The sequence below is a fragment of the Streptomyces sp. NPDC031340 genome (genome assembly GCF_055569945.1).
In genome coordinates, this window is record NZ_JBVIIE010000011.1 from 1 (window position 1) to 14474 (window position 14474).

Consider the following 14474-nt stretch of genomic DNA (forward strand, 5'->3'; position numbering starts at 1 on the left):
CCCCCCCCCCCCCCCCCCCCCCCCCCCCCCCCCCCCCCCCCCCCCCCCCCCCCCCCCCCCCCCCCCCCCCCCCCCCCCCCCCCCCCCCCCCCAGCCCGGGTGGGTCGGGTCAGGTGGACCGGACGGGGTGGGCCGGACCGGGTGGATCGGACGGGGTGGGTCAGGAGAAGAGGCGGCGCCAGGTCTCCGGTCCCGGGTAGCCGTCCGCCGCGCCGCCCCGCCAGCCCTGGGCGCGCTGGAACGCCTCCACGGCACGCCGGTCCGCCTCGCCCCAGCGCGGCCCGGGCCCGGCGGCGTAGAAGTCGCCGAACCCCCTCTCCACCAGTCGCCGTCCCAGCCGGGTGACGTACTCGTTGCTCGCACCCGGCCGGAACAGCGCGCGCCCCGGATAGCCGGGTACGCCGTGCGAGGCGGGCGGCCCGGCGGTCACCGCGGGGATGCCCCTGCCCTTGCCGGTGACCAGCAGTTCCCAGGTCCGCGGGCCCGGCAGCCCGTCGGCGTCCGCGCCGCGCCAGCCCTGCGCCAGCTGGAAGGCCTGGGTGGCGCGCCGGTCCGCGTCCGTCCACAGCGGCCCCGGACCCGACGTGTAGAAGCGCCCGCCGCCGCGCGCCACGAGCAGCTGCCCGAGCCGGGTGACGTACGCGTTGCTCGCGCCGGGGCCGAAGTACGCCGCGCCCGGATAGGCCGTCGCGGCCGGCGTGCCGGGGTTCGCGCCCGCCGCGCCCGCCGCGACTCCCTTGTACCGGTAGGGCAGGTAGCGGTCCGAATTGCTCGAGTAGGCATAGGGAGTGGTCCGGCGGCGGGCGTACGGCGGAGTCTCCTCGTAGGCGACGTAGGAGGCGTGCGTGTCGTCCGTCCAGCCGCCGAAAAGAACGACGTGCGAGCCCTTCTCGGGGTTGTCCGGGTTGTGGAACAGCAGTATGTCGCCGGGCTGGAGTTCCTCCTTGGAAATGCGCTCCGCGTATTTGCCGAGGCTGCCCGTCCATTCGTTCGCGGGCAGGCTCCAGGCCATCGACACGAAGCCCGAGCAGTCCTGCCGGTAACCGTCGGACCAGTAGTCGGACATGCTGTACGGCACCTGCGCGGCGACCCAGGTCCTCGCCCGGCTGATGATCTCCGTACGGGTGGTCTTCGGCATCCGCACGGGCGCCGCGGGCAGCGCGGGACGGCCCGCCGGACCGTGCAGCGGGGCCCTGCCCCCCTGCGGTGTTCCGGACTCGTCACCTGCGAGGACGCCCGGCCGGTGGGGGGCGTGCGGAGCGGCGAGAGCGGGTGCGGTGTGCCCCGCGGTGAGGGCGGCGGAGGCGGCGGCCGCGACGATCACGACGCGCCGCGCGGCCGGGTGGGCCGCGCACCGGGCGGCCGGGGAATACGGCAGGACGCGGCGCCAGTGCGCGCATCCGGGGCAGTCGCAGTCGCTCGCGGGATCGAATTCCTCGAATACCGGAGTCCCCATGCGATTCCCCTCACACTTCCTGCGGAAATGACGGCGCCTGTGCACGTCGATCAGTCTCCCAACCGTCGCCGCAACCCGCATGTTGACGGTCCGAATGATGTACCCGGACGCCCGCGGCACCCGCCCGGGGACCCGGTGGTCGGGAGCACCCTCCGGCATCCGGTAGAGTTGCCGCGTCAGCAGGCGCCGCTAGCTCAGTTGGTTAGAGCAGCTGACTCTTAATCAGCGGGTCCGGGGTTCGAGTCCCTGGCGGCGCACAGACGAGCAGAGGGCCCTCCGTGGGAACGGGGGGCCCTCTGCTCTATTGGGCCGGGCGAGGGTGAAGGAGGCGGCACGGAAGCAATGGGCCGACATCCGCGCGGGTCCGTCCACAATCGGTCCAGCTGCCACCCACAGATGCCGCAATGAACGCGTATGCCCGGTAAACACCGCGTTGCGCATCTTGCGATCATGCCGAACGCCGTAGAACCCTGTCGTGCAAGGTACGGCGGCAGCGCGGCACTTGGGGGGCAAGGAGCCGGTTGCCGGGTCCGCGGGGAGAGGGGTCCCGTTCACGGGGCGGTGCCGAGGGGGGCATCATGCAACCGGAAGGTCGCGGTTCCATGTCCATACGTGTGGAAAGCGTGGTTTCTGCGGCCCGCCACTGATACGCCTGTACGGAGTCGAGGGGGACTCGTGCAGACGGTAAGGAACCGACACGACACGCGGTCACCTGCGTGTGGGGGGATGACTCATGACGTCGACGCCGACGGGCGCCCGACCGGGCCAGGACCCGTCAGACACCACCCAGCTCCGGGTGCCTTCGCACCGGAGCGGCAACACGGGGACGTTCCGCCGGATCAAGAAGACCCTGCCGAAATACGACTACGAGCACTACAGCCGGCTGGCAGGCCCCCTCACCCAGCCCGACCCGAACAAGCCCTACCGGGTCCAGTACCGCTCGCTGCTGTCGCAGGAGCCGCACCGCGTCCGGGCCGCGCTCATGCTGGGCGCGGCGCCGCTGCTGTCGCTGGTCCTGCTGGCCTGGCTGCTCCAGCCGGAGCACTGGACCGAGCGTGACTACCCCGCCTTCGACTTCCTGCCGGCGCTCGACGTCGTCATGCTCGTCTCGATCGGCCTGATCGAGTTCTTCCGCTGCATGAACGTGATGTCCAACGCACACGCCACGCTGGTCGCCCGCGACCCCGTTCCGGTGGTGCCGGAGACCGGCACCAAAGTGGCCTTCCTCACCTCCTTCGTGCCCGGCAAGGAGCCGCTGGAGATGGTGACGAAGACCCTGGAGGCCGCAGTCCGGCTGCGCCACCGGGGCCTGCTGCACGTCTGGCTGCTCGACGAGGGCGACGACCCGGAGGTCAAGGAGGTGTGCGCGCGCCTGGGCGTGCACCACTTCTCCCGCAAGGGCGTCGCCAAGTGGAACCAGCCCAAGGGCCCGCACCGCGCCAAGACCAAGCACGGCAACTACAACGCCTGGCTCGAGGCGCACGGCGACGACTACGACTTCTTCGCCTCCGTCGACACCGACCATGTGCCGCTGCCGAACTACCTGGAGCGGATGCTCGGCTTCTTCCGCGACCCGGACGTCGGCTTCGTCATCGGCCCGCAGGTCTACGGCAACTACGACAACCCGATCACCAAGGCCGCCGAGTCGCAGCAGTTCCTCTTCCACGCGCTCATCCAGCGCGCCGGCAACCGCTACGGCGCCCCGATGTTCGTGGGCACGTCGAACGCCGTACGCATCAAGGCGATCAAGCAGATCGGCGGCCTGTACGACTCGATCACCGAGGACATGGCCACCGGCTTCGAGATGCACCGGCACAAGAACCCGGCGACGGGGAAGAAGTGGCGCTCGGTGTACACGCCGGACGTGCTCGCCGTCGGTGAGGGCCCGGGCGCCTGGACGGACTTCTTCACCCAGCAGCTGCGCTGGTCGCGGGGCACCTACGAGACGATCCTCACGCAGTACTGGAAGGGCTGGGGCACGCTGCCGCCGGGCAAGCTCTTCAACTACACGATGATGATCATCTTCTACCCGATGTCGGCTCTGAACTGGATCCTGGCGGCGCTGAGCTGTGCGCTGTTCCTGGGCCTGGGCGCCTCGGGCGTGAACATCGACCCGACCGTCTGGCTGATGCTGTACGGCAACGCCTCGGCGCTGCAGATCGGCCTGTACGTCTGGAACCGCCGGCACAACGTCTCCCCGCACGAGCCGGAGGGCTCCGGCGGCGTGGCGGGCATGGTGATGTCGGCCCTGTCGGCGCCCATCTACGCACGCTCCCTGATGGACGCCGTGCTGCGCCGCAAGAGCAAGTTCGTGGTGACGCCGAAGGGCGACTCGGCGAGTCCCGACACGCTGTTCGGGACGTTCCGCATCCACCTGTTCTTCATCCTGGTCTTCGCCGGGTCGATCGCCGCCGGTCTGGTCCTCGGGCACTCGCACCCGGCGATGATCACCTGGGCCACGTTCGCCCTGCTGATCACCGCCTCGCCGATCTTCGCGTGGCGCTACGAACTGCGTCAGGCGAAGAAGCGGCCCCCGGCTCCGGCGCCGACACCGGCGGAGCCGCAGGACGCGGTGCCGCCGGGATACCAGCCGCAGCCGCTGCCCGGGCAGCAGGCGGCGCACGGCGGACACGCCCCGCAGCCGAAGCCGAGCTGGGCCGCCTCCGACGGAGGCAACGACCAGACCATGCAGATCGCCCTTGGTGGACTTGGGGGACGTAAGGAATGAACGACCGTGCAGGCCGCCGCCGCGCCCGTCGACTCGCGATAGGCACGGCGGTGGTGCTCGCGCTGGCCGGGATGAACGGGCCGTGGCTCTACCGCTTCGGGACCGAGAAATACCACCAGTACCAGATCGACAAGCCCGAGTACAAAGCGGACAACGGCCACTGGGACATCGTCGAGTTCCCCGAGGAGTACCGCCAGGACACCATCCACGCGGCGCTCCTGCGCACCGGCAAGGTGCTGCTGATCGCGGGCTCCGGCAACAACCAGGACAACTTCGACGCCAAGAAGTACGACACCCGTATCTGGGACCCCGTCAAGGGCACCATCAAGAAGGTGCCGACGCCGAAGGACCTGTTCTGCACCGGCCACACCCAGCTCGCCAACGGCAACCTGCTGATCGCCGGCGGCACCAAGCGGTACGAGAAGCTCAAGGGTGACGTCACCAAGGCCGGCGGCCTGATGGTCGTGCACAACGAGAACCCGGACAAGCCGATCACGCTGCCGGCGGGCACCAAGTTCACCGGCCGCGAGAACGGCAAGACCTTCGTGTCGAAGGACCCGGTGCTGGTGCCGCGCGCGAAGAAGGTGTTCGACCCGAAGACCGGCGTCTTCCTGCGCAACGACCCCGGTCTCGGCCGCATCTACGTCGAAGCCAGAAGCAGCGGCAGCAAGTACGAGACCGGCACCCAGGACAACTACCGCATCCAGGGCCTGACCGGCGCCGACGCGCGCAACACCTACGGCATCGCGCAGAAGCTCGCCCTGGACAAGAAGGACTTCCAGGGCATTCGGGACGCCTTCGAGTTCGACCCGGTCGCCGAGAAGTACATCAAGGTCGACCCGATGAACGAGGCCCGCTGGTACCCGACGCTCACCACACTGAGCGACGGCAGGATCCTCAGCGTCTCCGGCCTCGACGACATCGGCCAGCTGGTGCCGGGCAAGAACGAGATCTTCGACCCGAAGACCAGGAAGTGGACGTACACGTCAACGATCCGTCAGTTCCCGACCTACCCCGCGCTGTTCCTGATGCAGAACGGCAAGATCTTCTACTCGGGTTCGAACGCGGGCTACGGGCCGGACAACGTCGGCCGTGACCCGGGCGTCTGGGACGTGGCCGGCAACAAGTTCAGCAAGCTGACCGGCCTGAGCGACGCCGACCGGATGGAGACGTCCGGCACGGTACTGCTGCCGCCGGCGCAGGACGAGAAGTTCATGGTGATCGGCGGCGGCGGGGTCGGCGAGTCCAAGCTGTCCAGCAACAAGACGCGGCTGATCGACCTGAAGGCGAAGAACCCGAAGTTCGTGGACGGGCCGACGCTGGAGAAGGGCACCCGCTACCCGCAGTCCTCGGTGCTGCCCGACGACACCGTGCTGGTGTCGGGCGGCTCGCAGGACTACCGCGGGCGCGGCGCCTCCAACATCCTCCAGGCGCGGATCTACCACCCGGACACCAACACCTTCGACCGGGTCGCCGACCCGCTGGTGGGGCGCAACTACCACTCCGGCTCGATCCTGCTGCCCGACGGCCGCGTGATGTTCTTCGGCTCGGACTCGCTCTACGCCGACAAGGCCAACACCAAGCCGGGCAAGTTCGAGCAGCGCATCGAGATCTACACGCCGCCCTACCTGTACCGCGACTCGCGCCCGTCGCTGTCCGGGGGCCCGCAGACCATCGCGCGGGGCGGCTCGGGCACCTTCACCTCGCCGCAGGCCTCGGCGGTCAAGAAGGTACGGCTGATCCGGCCGAGCGCGACGACGCATGTCACGGACGTCGACCAGCGGTCGATCGCGCTGGACTTCAAGACGTCCGGCAACAAGATCACGGTGACGGTGCCGAAGAACCGCAACCTGGTCCAGTCGGGCTGGTACATGCTGTTCGTCGACGACGACCGGGGCACGCCCAGCAAGGCGCAGTGGGTGAAGGTGCCGTGAGACGGGCGGGGCGCCCTCCGCGAACGGAGGGCGCCCCACGTCGGCGGATCAGGGCGAAGTCCTCGGCCCGGCGTCGAGGAGCTGCTCGAGAGTCGAGGCCGCGGCTGTCAGATCGGTGCGGATCGCGGCCTCGTGGGGTTGCAGGTCCGGTTGCCTGCCGAGTACCGCGATGGCCGCGAAGATGCGTGAGTGGCGGTCGCGGACGGGCACGGCGTACTCGGTGATCCCATGCTCGAACTCGCCGTGCGCGGCCACCATGCCGGTGGGCCGGTCATGGTCGTTGGCCGCGATCAGCTCCTGCGCGGAGTGCGCCGCGTTCGGTCCGCCGACGCCGATCAGTTCGTAGTCCGCGAGAAGGTCCGCGAGTTCCTTCTCGGTGTGGTCCATGAGCAGCGCGCGTCCCGCCCCGGTGCACCAGCAAGGGGTGATCAGGCCGGCCGGGGCCTGCCACTGTCCGGCCGCCGACTCCCTGCGCAGCAGCCTGACGAGGGCACCGTCGCGGACCGACAAGCGGGCGCTCGCGCCGTACCGGATCGCGAGCCGCCGCAGGACCGGGCGGCTGCGGCCGAGCACGCCCTGGTGGAGGGCTTGGGCGAGGGAGAAGAATCCCGGGCCGACGCGCAGTGTGGAATCCTCACGGCGTTCCAGAAAGCCCCTGTCGCACAGTTCCTGAGTCATCCGCGAGGCTTTGCTGCGGTCGATGCCGAGTTCGTCGGCGAGCCGGGCGACGTTGAAACCGGCCCGGCCGGACGTCTCCCTCTCCAGAACCGTGTCGATGATCCGCAGGCCCGTGGCCAGCGAGGAGGCAGCACCGGTTCTGGGTTCCTTCGCTGTCACATCCGCACTATAGCCAGCTGATCGTCGCGGCCCGCAGGACGAGTGGCCGCGGGGCCGTGCACATCGACATGGTGAGCGGTCGGATCGGCATGGCGGCGGTGACACGCGCGGCGGCGAGGCTGAGCAGCGTCCCCGTACGAGAGGAACAGACCGATGACCCGATACGACCTCGCCCTGATCGGATTCGGTGGCGTGAACCGAGCGCTCGCCGAGCTGATAGCCGAGCGCGGCGGCGAACTGGAGAACGAACTCGGGTTCGGCCTGCGGGTGGTGGCCATCACCGACCTGAGGGCCGGCTCGCTGGTGCGCCCCGATGGCATCGACCTCGCCGCACTGCTGGCGACGGCCCCGGGAGAGCTGGACTTCTCCACTCTCGAGGGTGGCAGCGGCGAGCCGCGCAACCAGCAGGTGATCCAGGACGGGCCGGGTGACATCGTCGTCGAAGCCACCTTCACCAACCCGGCTGACGGCGAACCCGCGCTCTCGCACGTGCGCTGGGCCCTCGAAGCGGGAAAGCACGTGTGCACCACCAACAAGGGCCCGGTCGCGCTGCACGGCCGGGTACTCAAGGAACTGGCCGCCCGGCACGGGGTCGGCTTCGAGTTCGAGGGATCGGTGCTGAGTGGGACCCCGATCCTGCGGACCGCCGGCCGTCTGCTCGCCGGTCTGCGCGTCACCGGGGTCGAGGGCATCATGAACGGCACCTCGAACCACATCCTGGGCCGTCTCGAGGAGGGTGTGGACTTTCCCGAGGCGGTCAGGGAGGCCCAGGCGCTCGGCTACGCCGAGGCCGACCCCACCGCGGACGTCGAGGGCCACGACGTCCAGCTCAAGGTCATGATCCTGGCCAACGAGGTGCTGGGCGCCGACCTGCGCCGGGAGGACGTCCGGTGCGGCGGGATCTCGCATCTGACCCCGGCCGACATGCGCGACGCCGCCTCGCGCGGCCTCAGGTGGAAACTGGTCGGCCAGGCCACCCGCCGCGAGGACGGCTCGGTCGACGCACGGGTGGTGTCGGCCGCGCTGCCGGCCGACCACCCGCTCGCGGCCGTCTCCGGGCCGACGAACGCGGTCGCCTTCCACACCGACCTGCTGGGCACCGTGACCGTCTCCGGCCCCGGCGCCGGCCGCACCGAGACCGCGTACGCGCTTGTGTCCGACATCATCGCCATCCATCAGCGGCACGGCGCCGCCGGGACCCACCACCTCTCCAAGGAGTCCTTCCGTGGCTGACATCCTGCTCACCCAGCCCCCGGCCCGCCGCCTCGACAGCGACGACAAGGGCTTCCTGACCGTGCACAACCCGTACACCGGGGAAGCCATCGGATCGGTGTGCGTCACCGCCGCCTCCTCTGTCGAGGAGGTCATGGTCCGGGCGCGCCGCGGACGTACCGCCGCCGCGGCCATGTCGCGCGCGGCCCGTGCCGCCGTTCTGGATCGTGCGGCCCGGCTGCTGGACCAGCGTGCCGAGTCCTTCGCCCGGCTGATCACGGCGGAGGCGGGCAAGACCCTCGTCCAGGCCCGCAAGGAAGCCGCCCGCGCCGTGAACACCCTGGCGCTCTCCGCCGCGGAGGCGCGCCGCAACGCGGGCGAGGTGATTCCCTTCGACGCCTACGCCGGTTCCGAGGCGCGCCAGGGCTGGTTCACCCGGGAGCCGCTGGGCATCATCGCCGCGATCACCCCGTACAACGATCCGCTGAACCTGGTCGCGCACAAGCTGGGCCCGGCCGTCGCCGGTGGCAACGCCGTCGTCCTCAAGCCGTCCGAGCTCACCCCGCTGTCGGCGCTGCGGATGGTCGACACCCTCGTCGAGGCGGGCCTGCCGCAGGATGTGGTCACCGTGGTCAACGGCGGTCGTGAGCTCGGTGCCGCGATCGTCGCCTCTCCGGAGGTGCGCATGGTGTCCTTCACCGGTGGGTTCACCACCGGCGAGGCCATCGCGCGCTCGGCCGGGCTGAAGAAACTCGCCATGGACCTCGGTGGGAACGCTCCGGTGCTGGTGCTGGCCGACGCCGACCTGGACCTCGCCGTGGACGCCTGCGTCTCCGGCGCGTTCTGGGCCGCCGGCCAGAACTGCATCGGCACCCAGCGCATCCTGATCGCCCGGGAGCGTTACGCGGAGTTCCGCGACGCGTTCGTGGCGAAGACCGCACAGCTGCGCACCGGCGACCCCTGCGACGAGCGCACCGACGTCGGCCCCATGATCACCCCCGCGGCGGCGCTCGCAGCCAAGGCGAAGACCGACGCGGCCCTCGCCCGGGGGGCCGTGCTGCTGTGCGGGAACGAGATCGACGGCAGCCTCTACACCCCTACGGTGCTGGAGAACGTGCCCGCGGACAGCGCCCTGTACCGCAAGGAGGCTTTCGCCCCGCTGGTGGTGCTCGAGGCGGTCGACTCGTTCGAGGAGGGGGTGGCCCGCGCGAACGAGATCGACTTCAGTCTCCACGCGGGTGTCTTCACCTCCAGCCTGGACCACGCTATGGCCGCGGCCCGCCTGCTGGAAGCCGGCGGGGTCATGGTCAACGACTCCTCGGACTACCGGTTCGACGCCATGCCGTTCGGCGGGTTCAAGTACGGCAGCATGGGCCGGGAAGGTGTCCGGTTCGCCTACGAGGAGATGACGCAGCCCAAGGTCGTGTGTGTCAACCCGGCGGCCGGCCGGTGACAGCCACGGAACGGGACGAGTTCCGCACGGAGCGGGACTCCCTGGGCGAGCTGAAGGTCCCCGCCGACGCGTACTGGGGGGTGCACACCGCCCGCGCGCTGGAGAACTTCCCGATCAGCGGGGTCCCGGTCGGCGCGCATCCCCACCTCGTGGTGGCGCTCGCCCGGGTCAAGCATGCGGCGGCGCTGGCCAACAAGGAGATCGGCGTGCTCACGCCGCTCAGGGCGGAGGCGATCGAGGCGGCCTGCCGCGACATCGCCGCGGGCCGCCACCACGACCAGTTCTGTGTGGACGTCATCCAGGGGGGCGCCGGCACGAGCACCAACATGAACGCCAACGAGGTGATCGCGAACCTCGCCCTGGAGCACATGACCTTCGAGCGGGGGCGGTACGACGTCATCTCCCCCCTCGACCACGTCAACCGCTGCCAGTCGACCAACGACGTCTACCCGACCGCCGTGAAACTCGCCGTGAGCGCCGCGCTGCGCGAGCTGACGGGCGAACTGGAGTCGCTCTGCGGCGCGTTCGCCGCCCGGGGCGCCGCGTTCGGGCACGTCGTCAAGGTCGGCCGGACCCAGCTCCAGGACGCGGTGCCGATGACTTTGGGCCGGGAGTTCAACGCGTTCGCGGCCACCGTGGCCGAGGACGTGGCCAGGATCGGCGAGACCCTCCCGCTGCTGGCCGAGACCAACCTGGGCGGGACCGCGATCGGCACCGGCGTCACCGCGGAACCCGGCTACGCCGATGCCGTGCTGCGGCATCTGCGGCAGCTGACCGGCCTGGAGTGGACCGCGGCCGCCGACCTGGTCGAGGCCACCTCCGACACCGGCGTGTTCCTGCAGGTGTCAGGGGTCCTCAAGCGCACCGCGGTCAAGCTGTCGAAGATCTGCAGCGATCTGCGGCTGCTCTCCAGCGGGCCTCAGGCGGGCTTCGCGGAGATCAACCTGCCACCGCGCCAGGCCGGTTCGTCGATCATGCCGGGCAAGGTCAACCCCGTGATCCCCGAGGTGGTCAACCAGATCGCCTTCGCCGCCGTGGGCGCGGACGTCTCGATCGCCATGGCCGCCGACAACGGGCAGCTGCAGCTCAACGCGTTCGAACCGCTGATCGCACATCTGCTGCTGCGGACCGCCGCATGGCTGACCCACGGTTGCAGGGTGCTGCGAACGCTGTGCGTGGACGGCATCACCGCCAACGAGCAGCGGCTGGTACAACAGGCGACCGCTTCGGTGGCGGCGGTGACCGCGCTGACCCCGCACATCGGCTACGAGGCAGCGGCCCGGATCGCGAAGCGTGCGCTGGCGTCCGGCGGGGCGGTCGCGGACCTGGTCGCGGAGGAGGGGCTGATGGACAGGCACCTCGCGGCGCGGCTCATGTCCCTGAACGTGAGGGTGACCGCGGGCGGTTGACCACCTGCGACAGGGTGAGCGCGGTCACCGTGTCGCGTACTCCGGGCATCTGGGCGATGTGCTCCCAGATGCCCCGTACGCGTTCCAGCGAGGCGGCCTCGATGCGCACCATGAGGTCGAACTCGCCGCTGAGCACGTCGCAGATGACGACTTCCGGGATGCTCTTGAGTGCGGCCAGGACGTCTCCGCCGCGCATCCGGTCCTGCCGGTACACCAGGACGAACGCGGAGGCGGTGTCCTGGCCGTCGTCGGCCCCGCCGCCGCGGACGATGGTGTAGCCGCGGATGTGCCCGTGACGTTCCAGTCGGTCGATCCGCTGGCGCACGGCGTTGCGCGACAGCAGCACCCGATGCCCGAGTTCGGCGTGGGAGAGCCGGGCGTTGCGGGTGAGCTCATTGATGATCTTCTGGTCGATCGCGTCGAGATGCCCGGGCCGTTCCATCGGCGGTGTCCGTTCCTCGCGTGGCGAAGACCCCGGCAGACGGGTGTCCGCCGGGGTCTCGCAGTGGGTTCAGCTGGTGGGGCAGAGGGCGAAGACGCGGGCGGGGAAGCCCGATCCGCCCTGGGGCTTGGGCCAGGTGGCCACGATCAGTGCGCCGGCCTCGGGGACCTGGTCGAGGTTGGCCATCAGCTCGATCTGCCAGCGGTCCCGCTCCAGGACGTACCGTTCGAGGCCGAAGTCCCCCGCGGAGGTGGCGAGGCCGGGGTCGGTGTCGGTCTGCTCATGGCCTATCGCGGTGACCTGTGCCTGCTCGAACAGGTAGCGCAGCACCTCCGCCGACCAGCCCGGGGCGTGGCTGATGCCCGCAGCGTCCTTGTTGGCCATCGCGTCCCTGTCGGGCCAGCGCCGGCCCCACCCGGTCCGCAGGGCCACGAACGCTCCGGCGGGGATGCTCCCGTTGCGTTCTTCCCAGGCGGCCACATCCGCCACGGTGGGGGTGGCGTCCGGATCGGCGTCGACGCGCTCGGTGATGTCGAGCACCACCAGCGGCAGGATCATCTCGTCGACCGGGATCCGGTCGAGGGTCCGCGCCCCGGCCACGAAGTGCACGGGCGGGTCGACGTGTGTCCCCCACTGCCCGACGATCGTGTACCGATGGACGTTGAACCCGTCGCCACGTGCCATGTCGAACACCATCTCGCGCCGCTCGTCGGGGAACGCGGGAAAATGAGGCTGTCCCGGATGGAAGGCGTGCGTGAGGTCGACGCCGACCGTCTTCGCGGTCAGTTCCCGGAACGCGGGCCACAGCCCGGGTTCGCCGCTGGTGATCATGAACTCGTTCTCCTGTCAGTTGGCATGTCCGGCTGTGACGCCGGTGAGCAGCTCGACGAGGTCGGCGGGGGCCGCGACCGACGCGATGGCACCCTCCGACTCCGACGTGCCGCCGTATCCCCACAGCACGTGGACGGCGGGCACGCCTTCGGCGGCGGCGCTGGTGACGTCGTAGGACCGGTCACCGACCATGAGCGGCCGGGAGGTGTCGACACCCAGCTCCCGCAGCCGGTCCAGGCATGCGCGGATCACCTGTTGCTTGGTGGTGCGCCCGTCCTGGTCGCATATTCCGCACACCGTCTCGAGGCGGGTGTCCAGGCCGTAGTGGCGCACGAGCCGCAGGGCCTGGTCCTCGACCTTGGACGTGGCGACCGCCATCGGCAGGCCGGCGGCCGCGATCGCGTCGAGCGTCTCGGGGATCCCGGGGAACAGCGCGCTGTCCAGCAGTCCGTGCTCGGCGTAGTGCGCCCGGTAGGCCCGCAGCGCCAGGGCGGCGCTCGCCTCGTCCAGGCCGACCACCCGCCGGAAGGACTCGTACATCGGTGGCCCTACGAAGGACCGCAGGGTGTGCTCGTCGGGGACGGCGGCGCCGACGCCGCGCAGTGCGGCGGCGGCGCCGGCGGTGACGCCCGGGGCCGAGTCGACCAGGGTGCCGTCCAGGTCGAGCAGGAGGCAGCTGGGCCTCATCGGGTCGCCGCCTGCGTCCGGAAACGGAGTCGCAGGAAGAAGTACAGGTAGCAGGCCGCGACGAACGGGATTCCGAAGTACAGGGCGGCGACCTGGGTGGGGTCCATCGCGACCCCCACCAGCGCGACCAGGCACAGCGCGAAGGCCGCGACGGGCACCACAGGGTAGAGCGGCGTCCGGTAGGCGAGCGAGCCGATCTCTCCGCCGTCGCGCAGGAAGGCCCGGCGGTGGAAGAACTGTGAGGCCGCGATGGACATCCACACCGCCACGGCGGCGAAGCCGGCGATCGACACCAGCACCAGGTAGACCGTCTGGGCCGCGACCACGCTGCTGAGCAGGGAGGCCAGCCCGCCGAGCATGCTCACCACGAGCGCGGTCATCGGGATCTGCCGCTTGTTCAGGCGACGCAGCGCCTTGGGGGCGTGCCCCTCGTCGGCGAGGGAGAACAGCATGCGGGCGCAGGAGTACAGGCCGCTGTTCCCCGCGGACAGCAGCGCCGTGATGATCACGAAGTTCATGATGTCCGCGGCATAGGGAATGCCGATGGCGGAGAAGACGGTGACGAACGGGCTCTCGTCGAGGCCGACCTTGTGGTACGGGATCATCGCGGCGATGACCGTGATCGAGCCGACGAAGAAGACGAGCAGCCGGAAGACCGTTACGCGCAGAGCCTTGGGGACCGCACTGGTCGGGTCGTCCGTCTCACCGGCGGCGACACCGATGAGCTCGGAGCCGGAGAACGCGTAGAACGCGGCCAGCACGGTGACCAGGATTCCCGACATGCCGTGCGGGAACAGGCCGTTCGAGGTGTGGAAGTTCTGGAACAGGGTGGGGAACGCGTGGTGGCTGTCCGCCAGCGGATGGAACCCGGCGACGGCCGCACCACCGAGGACGATGAGCGCGACCACGGCGATGACCTTGATGAGGGAGAACCAGTACTCGGTCTCGCCGAAGACCCGGGCGGAGATGGCGTTGACGGTGAAAACCACCGCGGCGAAGATCACGCACCATATCCAGACGCTCACGCCGGGGAACCAGCGCTGCATGAGCAGCCCGCACGCGGTGAACTCCGAGCCCAGCGCGACGGCCCAGGTCAGCCAGTACAGCCAGGCGGTGGTGAAGCCGGTGGCGGGGTTGATGGACCGGGAGGCGTAGATGTGGAACGCGCCGGAGACGGGGTAGGCGACGGCGAGTTCGCCCAGGCAGGTCATGACGAGGTAGACGACGAACGCGCCGACCAGGTAGGAGAGGACGGCGCCCAGCGGGCCGGCCTGGGAGATGGTGTACCCGGAGCTGAGGAACAGCCCGGAGCCGATGACGCCGCCCATCGCGATCATGACGAGGTGGCGGGTCCCCATCGAGCGACGCAGCTCGCCGTTCGGGGGCTCGGGTGCGGGGTGGGGCGGTCTTTCGGTGCTCGGGGAGTTGTCCGGTGTTGTGGAGATGGACATGGCGGGTCCTCACGGGGAGCTGGGGTGGGGAGCG

Annotated in this window: 11 protein-coding genes and 1 tRNA gene; 6 read left to right on the forward strand and 6 right to left on the reverse strand. The window is 70.2% G+C overall.

Features of this window, described 5'->3' with window-relative positions:
- Window positions 1–160 precede the first annotated feature (160 nt).
- A complete protein-coding gene (locus ACZ5GT_RS10320) occupies window positions 161–1456 on the reverse strand; it encodes a peptidoglycan-binding protein (RefSeq protein WP_469018385.1) in 1296 nt (431 codons plus the stop codon).
- A 183-nt stretch (window positions 1457–1639) separates the two neighbouring features.
- Between ACZ5GT_RS10320 and ACZ5GT_RS10325 the strand changes: the two genes are divergently transcribed.
- The 3 genes from ACZ5GT_RS10325 to glxA all read left to right on the forward strand — a co-directional run bounded on the left by ACZ5GT_RS10325 (window position 1640) and on the right by glxA (window position 6118).
- Window positions 1640–1713 (forward strand) — tRNA-Lys (locus tag ACZ5GT_RS10325).
- A 476-nt stretch (window positions 1714–2189) separates the two neighbouring features.
- A complete protein-coding gene (locus tag ACZ5GT_RS10330) occupies window positions 2190–4184 on the forward strand; it encodes a glycosyltransferase family 2 protein (RefSeq protein WP_469018388.1) in 1995 nt (664 codons plus the stop codon).
- Window positions 4181–6118 (forward strand): radical copper oxidase GlxA, encoded by a 1938-nt coding sequence (glxA, locus tag ACZ5GT_RS10335; protein ID WP_469018392.1) that lies wholly within the window; start codon window positions 4181–4183, stop codon window positions 6116–6118. The genes ACZ5GT_RS10330 and glxA overlap by 4 nt, the downstream gene beginning before the upstream one ends.
- A 48-nt stretch (window positions 6119–6166) precedes the next feature.
- Here glxA and ACZ5GT_RS10340 read toward each other — a convergent pair whose 3' ends face one another.
- Window positions 6167–6955, reverse strand: a complete 789-nt coding sequence (locus ACZ5GT_RS10340; protein WP_469018399.1) for an IclR family transcriptional regulator — start codon at window positions 6953–6955, stop codon at window positions 6167–6169.
- A gap of 153 nt (window positions 6956–7108) precedes the next feature.
- On the opposite strand from ACZ5GT_RS10340, the gene ACZ5GT_RS10345 reads away from it, so the two are divergent.
- Genes ACZ5GT_RS10345 through ACZ5GT_RS10355 form a run of 3 tightly spaced genes read left to right on the forward strand, consistent with a single transcriptional unit; the run spans window position 7109 to window position 11029 of the window.
- Window positions 7109–8188 carry a homoserine dehydrogenase gene (locus ACZ5GT_RS10345; RefSeq protein ID WP_469018402.1) on the forward strand — a complete coding sequence of 360 codons (1080 nt, stop codon included), beginning with the start codon at window positions 7109–7111 and terminating at the stop codon, window positions 8186–8188.
- Entirely contained in the window at window positions 8181–9620 is a 1440-nt protein-coding gene (locus ACZ5GT_RS10350; RefSeq protein ID WP_469018407.1) for an aldehyde dehydrogenase family protein, read from the forward strand. Before ACZ5GT_RS10345 ends, ACZ5GT_RS10350 begins: the two co-directional genes overlap by 8 nt.
- Entirely contained in the window at window positions 9617–11029 is a 1413-nt protein-coding gene (locus ACZ5GT_RS10355) for an aspartate ammonia-lyase (RefSeq protein WP_469018410.1), read from the forward strand. Before ACZ5GT_RS10350 ends, ACZ5GT_RS10355 begins: the two co-directional genes overlap by 4 nt.
- On the opposite strand, the gene ACZ5GT_RS10360 is transcribed toward ACZ5GT_RS10355, so the two are convergent.
- From ACZ5GT_RS10360 to ACZ5GT_RS10375, 4 genes are all read right to left on the reverse strand, one after another.
- Window positions 10992–11471, reverse strand: coding sequence for an Lrp/AsnC family transcriptional regulator (locus ACZ5GT_RS10360; protein WP_360750172.1), 480 nt, complete (start codon window positions 11469–11471; stop codon window positions 10992–10994). The two genes, ACZ5GT_RS10355 and ACZ5GT_RS10360, sit on opposite strands and share 38 nt — an antisense overlap.
- A gap of 69 nt (window positions 11472–11540) precedes the next feature.
- Window positions 11541–12302, reverse strand: coding sequence for a cyclase family protein (locus ACZ5GT_RS10365; RefSeq protein WP_469018418.1), 762 nt, complete (start codon window positions 12300–12302; stop codon window positions 11541–11543).
- A gap of 15 nt (window positions 12303–12317) precedes the next feature.
- On the reverse strand, window positions 12318–12989 hold the full coding sequence (locus ACZ5GT_RS10370) for an HAD hydrolase-like protein (protein ID WP_469018421.1): 672 nt from the start codon (window positions 12987–12989) through the stop codon (window positions 12318–12320).
- Window positions 12986–14440 carry an amino acid permease gene (locus tag ACZ5GT_RS10375; protein WP_469018424.1) on the reverse strand — a complete coding sequence of 485 codons (1455 nt, stop codon included), beginning with the start codon at window positions 14438–14440 and terminating at the stop codon, window positions 12986–12988. The genes ACZ5GT_RS10370 and ACZ5GT_RS10375 overlap by 4 nt, the downstream gene beginning before the upstream one ends.
- Window positions 14441–14474: the final 34 nt, after the last annotated feature.

Excerpts from the sequence above, each read along its gene's own strand:
- ACZ5GT_RS10330 (WP_469018388.1), top strand. The coding sequence starts at position 2,190 with ATGACGTCGACGCCGACGGGCGCCCGACCGGGCCAGGACCCGTCAGAC.
- ACZ5GT_RS10375 (WP_469018424.1), bottom strand. The coding sequence starts at position 14,440 with ATGTCCATCTCCACAACACCGGACAACTCCCCGAGCACCGAAAGACCG.
- glxA (WP_469018392.1), top strand. The coding sequence starts at position 4,181 with ATGAACGACCGTGCAGGCCGCCGCCGCGCCCGTCGACTCGCGATAGGC.
- ACZ5GT_RS10370 (WP_469018421.1), bottom strand. The coding sequence starts at position 12,989 with ATGAGGCCCAGCTGCCTCCTGCTCGACCTGGACGGCACCCTGGTCGAC.
- ACZ5GT_RS10360 (WP_360750172.1), bottom strand. The coding sequence starts at position 11,471 with ATGGAACGGCCCGGGCATCTCGACGCGATCGACCAGAAGATCATCAAT.
- ACZ5GT_RS10320 (WP_469018385.1), bottom strand. The coding sequence starts at position 1,456 with ATGGGGACTCCGGTATTCGAGGAATTCGATCCCGCGAGCGACTGCGAC.
- ACZ5GT_RS10365 (WP_469018418.1), bottom strand. The coding sequence starts at position 12,302 with ATGATCACCAGCGGCGAACCCGGGCTGTGGCCCGCGTTCCGGGAACTG.
- ACZ5GT_RS10345 (WP_469018402.1), top strand. The coding sequence starts at position 7,109 with ATGACCCGATACGACCTCGCCCTGATCGGATTCGGTGGCGTGAACCGA.